Source organism: Catellatospora tritici (assembly GCF_019083965.1).
GTDB classification, from domain to species: Bacteria; Actinomycetota; Actinomycetes; order Mycobacteriales; family Micromonosporaceae; genus Catellatospora; species Catellatospora tritici.
The window spans coordinates 105,763-122,234 of the sequence record NZ_JAHRCY010000021.1 but is presented as its reverse complement, the minus strand read 5'-3'; the positions used below and the strand labels follow the sequence as shown (position 1 = coordinate 122,234).

The 16,472-nt window shown below is 75.6% G+C and carries 1 protein-coding gene; it reads right to left on the bottom strand.

Annotated features, from left to right (window positions below; translation table 11 throughout):
- Positions 1 to 12 precede the first annotated feature (12 nt).
- Positions 13 to 16,191: a type I polyketide synthase gene (locus KUA19_RS33825; protein WP_217402755.1), complete on the bottom strand. Its 16,179-nt coding sequence runs from the start codon at positions 16,189 to 16,191 to the stop codon at positions 13 to 15.
- Positions 16,192 to 16,472: the final 281 nt, after the last annotated feature.

Sequence of the window (16,472 nt, the reverse complement as noted above, 5' to 3'; positions counted from 1 at the left end):
GTGCACTCCAGCTCAGTTGTCGTCGCTCCGCCCGAGGGCGGTGCGCACCAGGTCGTCGATCGTCATGGACATGATGGATTCGCGCTGGTCGGCGCTGGGCTGCGCCGGTACGGCCGCGACCGGCTCGGCCGGGGCGGCGGCCAGCTTCAGCAGCTGCTCCAGCAGCCCGGCGGCACGCAGTGCCGACACGTCGATGGTCGCCAGCCGACGGCGCACCTCGTCGTCGTCGGGTTGGCCGACCGGCGCGGCGACCGGGACCGGCAGCCCCGGCAGCAGCTCCTCGTGCAGGAACGCGGCCAGCGCCTGCGGGTTCGGGTAGTCGAACATCAGCGTCGCGGGCAGGCGCAGCCCGGTCGCCGTGCCGAGCCGGTTGCGCAGCTCGATCGCGGCCAGTGAGTCCAGGCCCAGCTCGGTGAAGCCCTTGCTCAGGTCGATGGCCGACGGCTCGTCGTGGCGGACCGCCGCGACATGGGTACGGACCAGGTCCAGCAGCATCCGGCTCTGCTGGTCGGCACTGAGCCCGGCCAGCCGCTCCTCCAGCGTGGCCCCGCCCGATGCCCCGCCCGAGGTGGCGGCGGCCGCCTGCGGCGCGGGTGCCGCCGGACGGGCCGACGGTGCGGGACTCTTGCGGGCCACCTCGCGGAACAGCGCCGACACCTCGTCCGCGGCCGCGGCCAGGGACGCCGGGTCGAGCCGGATCGGCACGACGACGGCCTCGTCCACCGACAGCGCGTCGTCGAACAGCACCAGCCCTTCGGCGGTGGACAGGGCGGGCATGCCCAGGCGACCCATCCGGGCCAGGTCGGCCTCGGTGACGCCGCCGCCGAGACCGGTCTTGGCCGACCACAGTCCGAACGCGAGCGAGCTGGCGGGCAGCCCGAGCGAGCGGCGGTGCAGGGCGAGCGCGTCGACGAACCGGTTGGCGGCGCCGTAGTTGCCCTGGCCCGCGCCGACGAGCAGCCCGGCGCAGGAGGAGAACAGGACGAACGCGGTCAGGTCCAGTTCCCGGGTGAGTTCGTGCAGGTGCCAGGCGCCGTCGACCTTGGGTCGCAGCACCGTCTCCAGCTGTTGCTGGGTCAGCCCGCCGATCAACGCGTTGTCGCTGACGGCCGCGGCGTGCACGACGGCGCGCAGCGGCCGGTCGGCCGGGATCGCGGCCAGCAGCGACGCGAGAGCGTCCCGGTCGGCGGCGTCGCAGGCGGCGACGGTCGCCCGCGCGCCGAGCCCGGCCAGTTCGGCCACCAGCTCCCGCGCCTGCGCGGTGTCGCCGCTGCGGCTGGCCAGCAGCAGGTGCCGCACCCCGTGCCGGGTGGCCAGGTGGCGGGCGACCAGCGCGCCGAGGCCACCGGTGCCGCCGGTGACGAGCACGGTGCCCGCCGGGTCCCACGGCGTACGGTCGCCCGCGTCCGAGGCGGGCACACCCGCCAACCGGGGCACGCGGACGTCGCCGCCGCGCACCACGAGTTCGGGTTCGCCCAGTTCGGCCAGGGCGACGGGCAGTCGGGTGCCGTCCAGGTCGGCCAGCATGATCCGGCCCGGGTTCTCCTGCGCGGCGGCCCGGACCAGGCCCCAGACGGGGGCCTGGCTCAGGTCGATCGGCTCACCTTCCATGGCCACGCCGCCCCGCGTGACGATCATGAGGCGGGAGTCGGCGAACCGGTCGTCTGCCAGCCAGGACCGCAGCAGCGCGAGCACCGGGTCGAGCACGTCGCGCACGTCGGTGGGCACCCGTCCGGTACGGGTCGGGCAGGCGTACACGGTCAGCTCCGGCACCGCCCGCCCATTGTCGATCTCCTTGACCAGGGCGGTGAAGTCGGCGAAGGACGCCACGGACGCGCCGAACGACAGCTGCTCGTCGCCGAGCACCGCCCAGTCGCCGGGGCCGCGCTCGCCCGCCGCGCCCAGCGGCAGGTACCGCCAGACCACGCGGTACAGCGAGTCCAGGGAACGGATGCCGGTCGACGCGTCGGCGGCGGCGGCGATCCGGTCCGGGGTGACCGCGCGGATCACCAGCGATTCCACCGTCGCCACAGGCAGGCCGGTGACATCGCTGAGTTCCAGCCGGATCGCGTCCTTGCCCAGCGAGCGGATCCGCACCCGCAACCGGGCCGCGCCACCGCCGTGCATCCGTACGCCGGCCCAGGCGAACGGCAGCATCGAGGCGCCGACGTCCTGCGGCCGGTGGCCGCCGAGGAAGTCGGCACCGCTGAGCGCGGCGTCCAGCAGCGACGGGTGGATCCGGTAGCCGCTCGCCTCCTCGGTCGCCTCCTGCGGCAGCGCCACCTCGGCGAAGACCTCGTCGGCGGTGCGCCACACCGCGCGCAGGCCCCGGAACATCGGCCCGTAGTGGTAGCCCTGGCTGGTGAGGTAGTCGTACACGTCGCTGATGTCGACGGCCTCGGCGGCGGCGGGCGGCCACGAGCCGCTGTGCGCGGCGGGGGTCTGCCCGGCGGGCGTCGGCGCGAGGAACCCGGACGCGTGCCTGGTCCAGCCGACCTGCGCCGGTGCGTCCTCCTGCCGCGAGTACATCGTCACGGTGCGCCGCCCGCTCGGGTCGGCCGCGCCGAGCACCACCTGGATCGCCGTACCCGCGGCGGTGCTCAGCGGCAGCAGCGCCTCGATGGTCAGCTCCTCGACGGTCCCGCAGCCGACCTCCTCGCCCGCGCGCAGGGCCAGCTCCACGTAGGCGGTGCCGGGCAGCACCACGGTGCCGAGCACGGCGTGGTCGGTCAGCCAGGTCTGCGTCTGCGCGGCCAGTCGTCCGGTGAGGACCAGCCCGCCCGACTCCGGCGCGACCACGACCGCGCTGAGCAGCGGGTGCCCGGCCGGGGCCTGCCCGGACCCGGTCGGGTCGGGCGCGGCTGGCGGCATGTTGAGCCAGTACCGCCGCCGGTCGAAGGCGTAGGTGGGCAGCTCGACCCGCCGGGCGCCGGTGCCCGCGAACAGCGCGCGCCAGTCCGGCCCGGCCCCGGCGACGTGCAGTCGGGCCAGGCCGCGCAGCAGCGCGGTGGGCTCGTCGGCGCGGCGGTCGGCGGTCGGCACGATCAGCACTCCGGCGCCGTCGAGGCAGGCCTCGGCCAGGGCACTGAGCACGGTGTCCGGGCCCAGCTCCAGGGTGCGGGTGATCCCGGCCGAGGCCAGGCTCGCCATGCCGTCGGCGAACCGGACCGCCGCGCGGACGTGCCCGACCCAGTAGTCCGGCGAGCACAGCTGCTCGGCGGCGGCCAGGGCACCGGTCACGTTGGACACGATGGGGATGGTGGGCGCGTGGTAGGTCAGCGTCGCGGCGATCCGGCCGAACTCCGCCAGCATCGGCTCCATCAGCGGCGAGTGGAACGCGTGCGACACCCGCAGGCGGCTGGTCTTGCGTCCCTCGGTCCGCAGCACGGCCGCGATCGCGTCCACGGCGTCGGCGGCGCCGGACAGCACGACCGAACGCGGCCCGTTGACCGCGGCCAGCGAGCAGCCGACGGCGTCGGCGAGCAGCGGTGCCACCTCGTCCTCGGTGGCCTGCAGCGCGACCATCGCCCCGCCCGGCGGCAGCGCCTGCATGAGCCGACCGCGCGCGGCGACCAGGGTGCAGGCGTCGGCCGACGACAGCACCCCGGCGACGTGCGCCGCCGCGATCTCGCCGATGGAGTGGCCCAGCAACAGGTCCGGCCGCAGGCCCAGGGACTCGACCAGCCGGAACAGCGCCACCTCGTACGCGAACAGCGCGCACTGGGTGTATCCGGTCTGCGCCAGGTCCGTGCCGTCCTCCTCCCACATGACCTCGCGCAGCGGGCGGTCCAGCAGCGGGTCGAGCAGCGCGCAGATCCCGTCGAACGCGTCGCGGAACACCGGATGGGCGGTGTACAGGTCCCGGCCCATGCCGGGGCGCTGGGAGCCCTGCCCGGAGAACAGGAACGCGGTCCGGCCGTCCCCGGCGCGTACGCCGGTGACCAGGTCGGGGGCGGTGCCGCCGTCGGCCAGAGCCCGCAGGGCGCGGCGGGCGGCCTCGGCGTCGGCGGCCACGACCACCGCGCGGTGGTCCAGCGTGCCACGGGTGGTGACCAGCGAGGCGGCCGTGTCGAGCAGGTCGGCGTCGTCGCGCAGGTGCGCCAGCAGGTTCGCCGCCTGGTCGGGCAGGGCGCGGGCGGTACGGGCCGACAGCAGCAGCGGCACCGGCCCGGCGTACTTCCGCTCGGCCGCAGTCGGCTCGGTCGCCGGTTCCGGCGCCTCCTCAATGATCATGTGGGCGTTGGTGCCGCTGAGGCCGAACGACGAGATCGCGGCCCGGCGGGGCTGACCGGTCGACGGCCACGGCATCGGCTCGGTCAGCAGCCGGATGTGCCCGGCCGACCAGTCCACCTGCGGCGACGGCTCGTCCACGTGCAACGTACGGGGCATCAGCCCGTGCCGGATCGCCAGCACCGTCTTGATGACACCGCTGACCCCGGCGGCGGCCTGCGCGTGGCCGATGTTCGACTTGATCGAGCCGAGCCACAGCGGCCGGGCCGCGTCCCGCTCCTGCCCGTACGTCGCCAGCAGCGCCTGCGCCTCGATCGGGTCACCCAGCCGGGTGCCGGTGCCGTGCCCCTCGACCAGGTCCACCTCGGCCGCGCCGAGCCCCGAGGCGGCCAGCGCGCGCTGGATCACCCGCTGCTGGGCCGGGCCGTTCGGCGCGGTGAGACCGTTGGAGGCACCATCCTGATTGATCGCCGAGCCGCGTACCACGGCCAGCACCGGGTGGCCGTTGCGTCGGGCGTCGGACAGCCGCTCCACCAGCAGGATGCCGATGCCTTCCGACCAGGCCGTGCCGTCGGCGGCGCCCGCGAACGCCTTGCACCGGCCGTCGGTGGCCAGGCCGCGCTGCTGACTGAAGTCGACGAAGATCTCCGGCGTCGGCATCACCGTCACCCCACCGGCCAGGGCCAGATCGACCTCGCCCTGCCGCAGTGCCTGGCAGGCCAGGTGCAGCGCCACCAGCGACGACGAGCAGGCCGTGTCGACGGTGACGGCCGGGCCCTCCAGGCCGAGGGTGTAGGCGACGCGGCCGGAGGCGATGCTCGCCGCGCTGCCGTTGCCGAGGTAGCCGGTCAGGTCCGGCGGCACCTGGGACAGGCGGCTGCCGTACTCGTGGTACATGATGCCCGCGTAGACGCCGGTCTGGCTGCCGCGCAGCGAGGCCGGGTCGATCCCGGCCCGCTCGAACGCCTCCCACGAGGCCTGCAGCAGCAGCCGCTGCTGCGGGTCCATGGCCAGCGCCTCGCGCGGCATGATGCCGAAGAACTCCGCGTCGAACTCGGTGGCGTCATGCAGGAAACCGCCGTGCCGCACGTACGTCTTGCCGATCACGCCCGGCTCGGGGTCGAAGATGGACTCCAGCGCCCAGCCCCGGTCCTCGGGGAAGGCGGAGATCGCGTCGCGTCCGGCCAGCACGAGCTGCCACAGGTCCTCGGGCGAACGCACGCCGCCGGGGAAGCGGCAGCTCATCCCGATGATCGCGATCGGCTCCTCGGCGGGCGCGGCCGAGCCGACCCGGACCGGGGCGGCCGGTGCGGGCGCGGCGTCGGCGAACCTGGTCTCGATGAACCCGGCCGCGGCGCGCGCGGTCGGGTAGTCGAACACCAGGGTCGCGGGCAGCCGCAGCCCCGTGGCGGTGTTGAGCAGGTTGCGCAGCTCGACGGCGGCCAGCGAGTCGAACCCGAGGTCACGGAACGCGCGGTCCGGGTCGACCGCGTCGCCATGCTGATGTCCGAGCACCGACGCGACGCTCTGGCGCACCAGCTCCACCAGGGCACGGGACCGCTCGGCCGGGTCCAGCCCGGCCAGGCCGGACCGCGCGCCGGTCGGTTCGGCGGCGGCAACCGGGCGCCGGGCCGGTCCGGCATACGAGCGCAGCAGCGCGGGCACCTCGTCGCCGCGCGCCCGCAGTGCGACCGGGTCGACCCGCAGCCCGAGCACGACCGGCTCGGTCGCGGCCAGCCCTCGGTCGAACAGGGCCAGGCCCTCGGCCGGGGTCAGCGCGGGCAGGCCCAGCCGGGCCAGCCGGGCGGTGTCGGCGTCGGTGACCGGGCCCATGCCCGTGTCGACGGCCCACAGTCCGAACCCGAGCGACGTCGCGGGCAGCCCGGCGGCCCGTCGGTGCGCGGCGAGCCCGTCGAGGAACACGTTGGCGGCCGCGTAGTCGGCCTGCCCGGCCGCCAGCACGGTGCCGCCCGCCGACGACAGCAGCACGAACGCCGCCAGGTCCAGGCCACGGGTCAGCTCGTGCAGGTGCCAGGCGCCGTCGACCTTCGGGCGCAGCACCGGGTCAAGGTCGGTCAGCGAGTCGACCAGACCGCCCGCGACGGTCCCGGCCGCGTGCACCACGGCGGTCAGCGGGTGTTCGGCCGGGATCTCCTCCAGCACCTCCGCCAGCGCGTCGACGTCGGCGGCGTCGCAGGCCGCCACGGTCACGCGGGCGCCCAGCGCGGTGAGTTCGGCGTGCAGCCGGGCCGCGTCCGGGCCGGCCGTCCCGCGGCGGCTGGTGAGCAGCAGGTGCCGGACGCCGTATTCGGTGACCAGGTGGCGGGCGAGCAGCCCACCGAGGCCGCCGGTGCCACCGGTGATGAGCACGGTGCCGTCCGGGTGCCACGACGGCGCCGCGGCCACCGGGGCGGCTTCGGTCAGGCGCGGGACGAGCAGTGTGCCGTCGCGCAGCGCGGACTCCGGCTCTCCGACGAGCACGGCGCGGGCCACGGCGGCGTCCGACTGCTCGGTGCCGTCGACGTCGACCAGCAGGAACCGGCCCGGATGCTCGGCCTGGGCGGCGCGCACGAGGCCCCATACCGGTGCCGCGACCGGGTCGATCCCGTCGGCGTCCGCGACGGACACGGCCCGACACGTCACCACGACCAGGGTCGATGCGGCGCGTGCGGGGTCGGTCAGCCACTGCCGCACGGTGCCGAGCACCGCGTGGGCGGTCGCGCTGGTCGCGGCGGGGATCAGACCTTCAGCGGGTACGACGTCATGCCGCACGAACCGCGCCGGGCCCTCGCCCGGCGCCGCCAGCGCGGCGGCCTCGGCGGGCAGTGGTGCTTCGGCCCAGCTCACCCGCAGCAGCGAACCGGCGCCGCCGCCGGGTGCGGTGGCGAGTTGGCGGTCGGTGACCGCGCGGGTCACCAACGCCTCGACCGTCGCGACCGGACGGCCCGTCGCGTCGGCGATCCACATCGCCGACTCCTCCTCGCCGCGCAGGCGGCGCAGGTGCACCCGTACCGAGGTGGCCCCGGCCGAGTGCAGGGTGACCCCGTTCCATACGAACGGCAGCAGGGTGTCACCGGAGGCACCGCCGCGCTCGTCGAGCAGGTCGGCGTGCATGGCCGCGTCGAGCAGGGCCGGGTGCAGCCCGAACCGGGCCGCGTCGGCGTGCGCCTGCTCGGGCAGCGCCACCTCGGCGAAGACGTCGTCGCCCCGGCGCCACGCGGCGCGCAGGCCCTGGAAGGTGGGACCGTAGCCGTAGCCACGGTCGGCGATGTGCTCGTACGCGTTGGTCACCGGGATCGGCGCCGCGCCGGCGGGCGGCCACGCGGTGAGGTCGAACGGCGCGGTCGCCACGGTCGGAGCCAGCACCCCGGTGGCGTGCCTGGTCCAGACGGCGTCGCCGTCCTGGCGGCGGGAGTGGACGGTGACCTGCCGGGTGCCCGCCGCGTCGGCCGCGCCGACCACGACCTGCACCGCGACCCCGCCCCGGTCGGGCAGGATCAGCGGCACCGCCAGGGCCAGCTCCTCGACCCGGCCGCAGCCGACCCGGTCGCCTGCCGAGATCGCCAGCTCCACGAACGCGGTCCCGGGCAGGATGAGCCGCCCCAGCACGTCGTGGTCGGCCAGCCAGGGCTGGGCCGAGACCGCGAGCCGACCGGTGAGCACCAGCCCGCCGTCCTGCGGCGCGGCCACCGCCGCCCGCAGCAGCGGGTGCTCAATGGCCTCGATTCCGGCCAGCCCCATCGCGGCGGCGACGTCGCCGGACTCCGCGTCCAGCCAGTACCGCTGCCGCTGGAACGCGTACGTCGGCAGCTCCGGCAGGTCGCGCACGTCGGCGGTGGCGCCGAGCAGAGCGGGCCAGTCCACCGCGACGCCCCGGGCGTGCATGCGCCCGACGGCCGTGACCAGTTCCGCCGCCTCGGCGCGGTTGCGCCGCTGCGCGGCCACGAACACCACGGTCGAATCGGCGTCCAGGTTGGCCGGTCCGGCCGCCGACAGCGGCGCGTCCGGGCCGATCTCCAGCACCGTGACCACACCCTCGGCCAGCAGCGTGCCCACCGCGTCGGCGAACCGCACCGCGCCCCGGACCTGACCCACCCAGTACCGTGGATCGGTCAGCTGACCGGCGGTGACCAGCCGACCGGTGACCGTGGAGACCAGCGGGATGCTCGGCTCGTTGTAGACGAGTTCCGCCGCGACCCGGCCGTACTCGGCCAGCATCGGTTCCATCAGCACCGAGTGGAACGCGTGCGACACCCGAAGCCGTGACGTCCGCCGACCCTCGGCCGACAGCTGCGCCACGACCTGCTCGACCGCAGACTCCACCCCGGACACCACCACCGCGCGCGGACCGTTGACCGCCGCGATGTCGACCCCGTCCACCAGCAGCGGCAACACCTCAGCCTCAGTGGCTTCGACCGCGACCATCACCCCACCCGTGGGCAGGGCCTGCATCAACCGGCCACGCGCCGCCACCAGCCTCGCCGCATCAGCCAACGACCACACCCCGGCCACACACGCGGCCGACAGCTCACCGATCGAATGCCCGGCCAAGTACTGCGGCCGCACACCCCAGAACGCCAACAACTCGAACAGCGCCACCTCAACCGCGAACAGACCAGCCTGCGCGGAGACGGTCTGATTGACCAGGTCTTCGTCCCCACCCCAGATCACATCCCGGATCGGACGATCCAACCAACGGTCCAGCTCGGCACAGACCTCATCGAAACGCGCCGCGAACACCGGATAGGCGTCGTACAGCTCGCGGGCCATGCCCAGGCGTTGGGCGCCCTGACCGGTGAAGACCGCCGCGAAGCGGCCCTCGCGGACGCTGTCGGTGGTGCCGGAGTCCCGCACCAGGGCGTCCAGTGCGGTGACCAGTTCGGGGGTGTCCGCGCCAACGACCACCGCACGGTGCTCCAGCGGGGCGCGGGTGACGGCGAGAGCCAGCGCGGTCGCCGTCAGGTCGGCCGAGACGAGCCCACCGGCGGTGAGACCGGCCGGTGACACGGCGGACAGATGATCTCGCAGTCGAGCGGCCTGGCCGCGCAGCGCGGCGACGCTGCGGCCGCTGACCACCAGCGGCACCGGCCGAGGCCGTGCGGGCACAGGCGGCACCGCACGAGCCGCGGCAGTGGCGGCCGTCACCGAGGCGGCCGCGCCGGGACGCGGAGCCCCGAGAGCGGTTGCGACGGCCGGAGCGGGCGCTGTCACCGGCGGCTCCTCGACGATGACGTGGGCGTTCGTGCCGCTGATGCCGAACGACGACACCCCGGCGCGCCGGGGGCGGTCCCGTCGGGGCCACGCCACCGGCTCCGACAGCAGCCGGACCGCGCCCGCGTCCCAGTCGACCTGCGGCGACGGCTCGTCGGCGTACAGCGTGCGGGGCAGCACCTCGTGGTGCATCGCCTGCACCATCTTGATCACACCGGCGACCCCGGCGGCCGCCTGCGTGTGGCCCAGGTTCGACTTCACCGAACCCAACCACAGCGGCTCATCCCCGTGCCGGTCCTGCCCGTACGTCGCCAGCAGCGCCTGCGCCTCGATCGGGTCACCCAGCGTGGTGCCGGTGCCGTGGCCCTCGACCGCGTCGACGTCGGCGGCGCGCAGGCCGCTGCCCGCCAGTGCCTGCGCGATGACGCGCTGCTGGGACGGGCCGTTCGGGGCGGTGAGGCCGTTGGAGGCGCCGTCGGAGTTGACAGCGGAGCCGCGCAGCAGCGCCAGCACCCGGTGGCCGTTGCGGCGGGCGTCGGACAGCCGCTCCAGCAGCAGTACGCCCACGCCCTCGCCCCAGCCGGTGCCGTCGGCGCCGGCGCCGAACGACTTGCAGCGGCCGTCGGGGGCCAAGCCGCGCTGGCGGCTCATGTCGATGAACGTGTCCGGAGTGGACATCACGGTGACGCCGCCCGCCAGCGCGAGCGAGCACTCGCCCTGGCGCAGCGCGCGCATGGCCCAGTGCATCGCGACCAGCGACGACGAGCACGCGGTGTCGACGGTGACGGCCGGTCCGACCAGGCCCAGCGCGTACGCGACCCGGCCGGAGACGACGCTGGCGAGGCTGCCGTTGCCGAGGTATCCGGCGACCTCCTCGGGCACGCGACCCATCCGGGTGGCCCAGTCGTGGTACATCACGCCCGCGAAGACGCCGGTGTCCGAGCCACGCACCGACTGGGCGTCGATGCCCGCCCGCTCGAACGCCTCCCACGCCGTCTCCAGCAGCAGCCGCTGCTGCGGGTCCATGGCCTGCGCCTCGCGCGGACTGATGCCGAAGAAGTCGGCGTCGAAGTCGGCGGCGTCGTAGAGGAACCCGCCCTCGCGGGAGTATGTCTTACCCGGTCGGCCGGGTTCGGGGTCGAAGATCGCGGGGTCCCAGCCGCGGTCGTCGGGGAAGCCGCCGATGGCGTCACCGCCCGCGGCGACCAGCCGCCACAGGTCCTCGGGCGAGCCGACGCCGCCGGGGTAGCGGCAGGCCATGCCGACGATCGCGATCGGCTCGTCGGCGGCGACGGCGCGCACCGGCGGGGCGGGCCGGGCCGGTGCCGCCTGTCCGGCGGCGGTGGCCCGCAGGTGCCGGGCCAGTTCGCCGGGGGTCGGGTAGTCGAAGGTCAGCGTGGCGCTCAGGCGCAGCCCGGTGGCCTTGCCGAGGCGGTTGCGCAGCTCGACGGCGGCCAGCGAGTCGAAGCCGATCTCGCTGAACGCCCGGGTGGGGCTGACCGCCGCCGACCCGTCGTGCCCGAGCACCTCGGCGACGTGGGTGCGGACCAGTTCGAGCAGCGTCTCCTCGCTGTCGGGCACGGCCGCGGCGGCCGGTCCGTCGGCGGCGCGGCGTACGCCGGGGCGGACGAGTCCGCGCAGCAGCGGCGGGACGCCGTCGGGCCGGGCCCGGACCGCGCGGGCGTCCAGCAGGGCGGGCAGCACGACCGGCTCGGCGCCGGTGGCGGCCTGGTCGAGCAGGGCCAGATTGTCGGCGGCGGACAGGGTGGTGAAGCCGGAGCGTTCGATACGCCGCAGCGCGGTGGCGTCGAGACGGTCGCCCATGCCGCCGACGCCGGTCCACAGGCCCCAGCGGACCGAGACAGCGTTCAGTCCTTCGGCTCGGCGCCGCTGCGCCAGGGCGTCGAGGAAGGCGTTGGCGGCCGCGTAGTTGCCCTGGCCGGGCGCGTCGAGGGCGGCCGCGGCCGACGAGAACAGCACGAACGCGGACAGGTCGAGGTCGCGGGTCAGCTCGTGCAGGTGCCACGCGGCGTCGACCTTGGGCCGCAGCACCACCTCGAACCGCTCGGGAGTGAGCGAGCCGATCAGCCCGTCGGCGATCACGCCCGCGGCGTGCAGTACGGCCGACAGCGGCCGGTCGGCCGGGACGGTGGCGAGCAGGGCGGCGACGGCCGCCCGGTCGGCCAGGTCACAGGCTTCGATGCGCAGGTCGGCACCGTGCTCGGCGGCGTACGCCAGCAGTTGCGCCGCCTCGGGGGCCGCACTGCCGCGACGGCTGGCGACCAGCACGCCGCGCTGCCCGTGTACGCCGATGAGGTGCCGCACCACCGCCGCGCCCACACCGCCGGCGCCGCCGGTGACCAGGACGGTCCCGTCGACCGGCCACGCCGGACGGACGTCCTCGGCCGGGGCGCTCGGCCCCGCCAGGCGCGGCACGTACGCGACGCCGCCGTGCAGCACGACCTCGGTCTCCCCGGCCGCCAGCGCGGTCGCGACGGCCGCGTCGACGAGGTCCCCGTCGAGGTCGGGGGCGGCGTCGAGCAGCAGGACGCGGCCCGGGTGCTCGGCCTGGGCCGAGCGGCCCAGGCCCCAGACGGCGGCCTGGGCCGGGTCGACGAGACCGCCGACCGCGACGGCGCCGCTGGTGCGGACCACCACGGGCACCGCCGTGGAGTCGGTGCCCGCGAGCGCGGACAGCAGCTGCTGCCGGGTACGTTCCAGCAGCGTACGCACGATGGTGGGCAGGTCGCCGCCGGCGGCGAGCACCTGCGGCAACGGCGCCCACACGACCTCGGGGACCAGCGGGACCGGCACCAGTTCCAACGGCTGCCAGGTCTGGCGCAGCAGCGAGCCGCGCGCGTCGTCACCGGGGGTGCGCAGCTGCTCGGTGGTGGCCGGGCGGAGCACGACCGCCTCGACCGTGGCGACCGGTGCCCCGGCCGCGTCGGTGACGGTCAGGCGCACGTCACCGGTGGTGGTCGCGGTGATCCGGGCGCGGACGGCGGTCGCGCCGACGGCGTGCAGGGTCACGCCGCGCCACACGAACGGCACCCGGACCCCGGTGGCGTCCAGGCCGGGGGCGAAGTCGGCCGCGTGCAGGGCCGCGTCGAGCAGCGCCGGGTGCACGCCGTACCCGGTGGCCTCGGTGGACGGCAGCGGCAGCACGACCTCGGCGAGCACCTCGGCGCCGTGCCGCCACGCCGACCGCAGCCCGTGGAAGGCGGGTCCGTAGCCGTAGCCCTGGGCGGTGAGGTCGGGGTAGAAGTCGGTCACGTCGACGGGCTCGGCCTGCGGCGGCGGCCAGGCGGTGAGGTCGACCCCCGGTTCGATGGCGGCCGGGGCCAGGGTGCCGCCCGCGTGGCGCCGCCACGGCTGCTCGGTCGCGCCCGCGCGGCGCGAGTGCACCTCGACACCCCGGCGCCCACCGGAGTCCGGCGCGGTGACGACGACCTGCAGGTCGACGTCGTGGTCGGACAGCGGCAGCGCCGCCTCGACCGCCAGCTCCTCGACGCGGGGGCAGTCGGTCTGGGCTCCGGCGTGCAGGGCCAGGTCGAGCAGGGCCGTGCCGGGCAGCAGGGTCACCCCGGCCACGGTGTGGTCGGCCAGCCACGGATGCGTACGCAGGCTGATCCGCCCGGTCAGCACGGCACCGCCGTCGGCCACGCCGACCAGGGCACCGAGCATGGCGTGCCCGCCCCTGGCCTGCCCCAGCCGCGCCGGGTCGCCGTCGGCGGGCGCCGGGGCGAGCCAGAACCGCCGCCGCTGGAACGCGTATGTGGGCAGTTCGACCCGCCGGGCCCCGGGGTACAGCCGCGCCGGGTCCGGCGCCGCCCCCCGCACCCAGGCCGTGGCCAGGGCGGTGTGCACCTGGCGCGCCTCGTCGGTGTCGCGGCGCAGCACGCTGACGAACGCCGTACCCGGATCGGTGCGGCAGTCGCGGCCCATCGCCGACAGCACCGGGTCGGGTCCGATCTCGACGAATGTGGTGACGCCCTGCTCGGCCAGGTGGTTCAGCCCGTCGTGGAACCGGACCGCCTCCCGCACGTGCCGCACCCAGTACGCCGGGGAGCAGGCCTGCTCGGCGGTGAGGGTCTGCCCGGTGACGTTGGAGACGATCGGGATCTTCGGGGCGCGGTAGTCGAGGATGCTCGCGACGCGTTCGAACTCGGCGAGCATCGGTTCCATCAGCAGTGAGTGGAACGCGTGGCTGACCCGCAGGGCCTTGGTGCGCCGCCCCGCCGCGCGCAGCCGTTCGTCCAGCTCGGACACTGCTTCGGCGGTGCCGGAGACGACCACGGCAGCGGGTCCGTTGACCGCCGCGAGCGACAGCCGTCCGGCCCACTCGGCCAGCAGCGGCGCCACGTCGGCCTCGGCTGCGGCGACCGCCAGCATGGCGCCGCCGGTCGGCAGCTGCTGCATGAGCCGTCCGCGCGCGCCGACCAGCAGCGCCGCGTCCTCCAGCGACAGCACCCCGGCGACGTGTGCGGCGACCAGCTCGCCGAGGGAGTGCCCGGCCAGGTGGTCCGGGCGCAGCCCCCACGACTCCAGCAGCCGGTAGAGCGCCGTCTCGACCGCGAACAGCGCGGACTGGGCGTAGGCGGTCTGGTGCAGCAGCGGCTCGTCGGCGGCGAACAGCACCTCCCGCAGCGGCCGGTCCAGCTGCAGGTCCAGGTAGCCCGCGGCCGCGTCGAAGGCGGTAGCGAAAGCCGGGTAGCGGCGGTACAGCTGCCGTCCCATCTCGGCGCGCTGGCTACCCTGGCCGGTGAACAGGACCGCGAGCGCTCCGGCGGGCGTGCCGGGCACGGCGGTCGGGTGCGCCTCGCCCTGGCTGATCGCGCGCAGGCCGCGCAGCAGTTCGTCGCGGTCGGTGGCGACCAGTGCGACGCGGTCGGGCAGCGTCGCGCGGGTGGTGGCCAGCGAGTGGCCGAGGTCGGCCGGGGTGAGGTCGGGCCGCCGTTCGGCCAGGTCGGCCAGGCGCCCGGCCTGGGCGCGCAGGGCGTCGGCGCCGCGCGCCGACAGCAGCACCGGCGGGTACGGCGAATCGCCCCGCTCCCCCATCCCGCTGCCCGCCACCGGCTCGGCCTCGGGTTCCTCCAGGATGACGTGCGCGTTGGTGCCGCTGATGCCGAACGCGGAGACCGCCGCCCGGCGCGGGCGCTCGCCCCGGGGCCACGGCACCGGCTCGGTCAGCAGCTCGACCTGCCCGGCACTCCAGTCCACATTGGGGCTGGGCGCGTCCACGTGCAGCGTACGGGGCAGTTCTTCGTGTCGCATGCCCATGATCATCTTTATGATCCCGGCGACTCCGGCGGCGGCCTGGGTGTGCCCGATGTTCGACTTCACCGAGCCGATCCGCATCGGCCGACCGTCCGCCCGCCCCTGCCCGTACGTGGCCAGGATCGCCTGCGCCTCGATCGGGTCACCCAGGATGGTGCCGGTGCCGTGCGCGTCGGCGGCGTCGACCTCGTCGGCGCGCAGCCCGGCCAGGGCCAGGGTATCGCGGATCAGCTGCCGCTGCGCGGCGCCGCTGGGGGCGGTGAGGCCGTTGCTGGCACCGTCCTGGTTGATCGCCGAGGCGCGTACTACCGCCAGCACCGGGTGGCCGTGGCGGCGCGCGTCGGACAGCCGCTCCAGCACCAGCACCCCGGCGCCCTCGGCGAAGCCGGTGCCGTCGGCGGCAGCCGCGAACGCCTTGATCAAACCGTCCGGGGCGAGCCCGCGCTGACGGCTGAACTCGGTGAACAGGCCGGGGCTGGCCATCACGCTGACGCCACCGGCCAGCGCCAGGGTGGACTCGCCGCGCCGCAGCGACTGGGCGGCCAGGTGCAGCGATACCAGCGAGCCGGAGCAGGCGGTGTCCACGGTCAGCGCCGGTCCACGCAGCCCGAGGGTGTACGCGGTGCGGCCGGACACGATGCTGAGCGCCGTGCCGGTCAGCACGTAGCCGTCCACGCCCGCAGGCGCGTCGGCCATGCGTACGCCGTACTCGTGCAGGCCCGCGCCGAGGAAGACGCCGGTGCGCGAGTCGCGCAGCGAGGTCGGGTCGATCCCGGCCCGCTCCAGCGCCTCCCACGCCGTCTCCAGCACCAGCCGCTGCTGCGGGTCCATCGCCAGCGCCTCGCGGGGGGCGATGCCGAAGAACTCGGCGTCGAACTCGGCGGCGTCGTACAGGAAGCCGCCGGTGCGGGCGTAGGTGCGGCCCAGGGCGTCCGGGTCGTCGTCGAAGAGCGCGTCGAGGTCCCAGCCCCGGTCGGTCGGGAAGCCGCCGACCACCGACCTGCCCTCGGCGACCACGCGCCACAGGTCGTCCGGGGAGGCGACACCGCCGGGGAAGCGGCAGCCCGCGCCGACGATGACGATCGGGTCGTCGGCGGCGAGCGCGAGCGGCGGCGGCGCGGCGGCGGTGTCCCGATCGCCGAGCAGTTCGGCACCCAGCCGCCGGGCCAGCGACGCGGGCGTGGGGTGGTCGAACAGCACCGGGATCGGCAGCGCCAGCCCGGTGGCGGCGGTCAGCGCCGCGTGCAGCTCGACCAGGCCGAGGGAGTCCAGGCCGAGGTCACGGAACGGCCGGTCGGCGGCGACGTCACCGTCGAGGTCGGGACGCACCCGCCGCAGCACCGACCGGATCTCGCCGCTGACGAGGTCCAGCAGGAAGCGCTCCCGCTGGGGCTCGGTGAGCTCGGCGAGGCGGCGGGCCGGTCCGGTGCTGTCTCCGGGCAGCGGGGCCCCGGCGAGGCTGGGCTCGGGCATCGACGCACACTCCACATCGTCGGATTCCAACCGCGCGCGGAAGCCGGCGCGCCGGCCATAGAACGGCACCGTACGACAGGCAAATGCGCTGGCTAACCCCTACGCACCCCTAGTCGGGGCGACGCGGCGGGGTCATCGTCCGATGTGGGGTCGGCACGCGTTGCCGCCGCTGTCACGGCCCGCATACGGTGGCCACACTCGGCCCGCGCGCCGTCTGGCGCCGACGAGCATGCCTGGCCCGATCCGACGGGCCCGCGCCGCGCCTCAAGTGCCTGGAGTGC